Below are 359 nucleotides of genomic sequence, written 5' to 3'. Positions count from 1 at the left end.
ATCACAGTCCACCTCAACCGGCCACCCCAACGAATCCGTAGCCACCCACACCCCCTGAAACCGACCAACCTGACCATCTACCGGACCCGGCACCGGTTCCCGCTCAAGACCACGATGGAACGCGGCATGCGTGTGCAGGACCGTCAGGTATTCCTCCACGGAATAAACCCCGAGGGAAACCTCCGACGGCAACTCGGGCGACAAACCCAACGCCCCATCAGCCCCGGTCGCCGACGCCTCCTGAGAGGCCGTTCGCGCCAACGAGAAGATCCGCTCGAACGCGTCGGCCAGGTCCCGCCCGGAACGAATCCGGGCACCCCACGTCGTGTTCAACCGCACCTTCCGCGGCAACCACCCCT

The 359-nt window shown here is 65.2% G+C and carries 1 protein-coding gene; it reads right to left on the bottom strand.

Annotated elements, in window-relative coordinates; genetic code table 11:
* Positions 1-333: hypothetical protein (locus EII42_RS12515; protein ID WP_148098070.1), on the bottom strand; the 333-nt coding region annotated here is incomplete at its 3' end.
* Between the last annotated feature and the right edge of the window lie 26 nt (positions 334-359).

The sequence above is a fragment of the Tessaracoccus sp. OH4464_COT-324 genome (assembly GCF_003932855.1).
Lineage (GTDB): Bacteria > Actinomycetota > Actinomycetes > Propionibacteriales > Propionibacteriaceae > Arachnia.
Note: the sequence above shows the minus strand (reverse complement) of the source record. Positions and strands in the feature narration are given on the sequence as shown.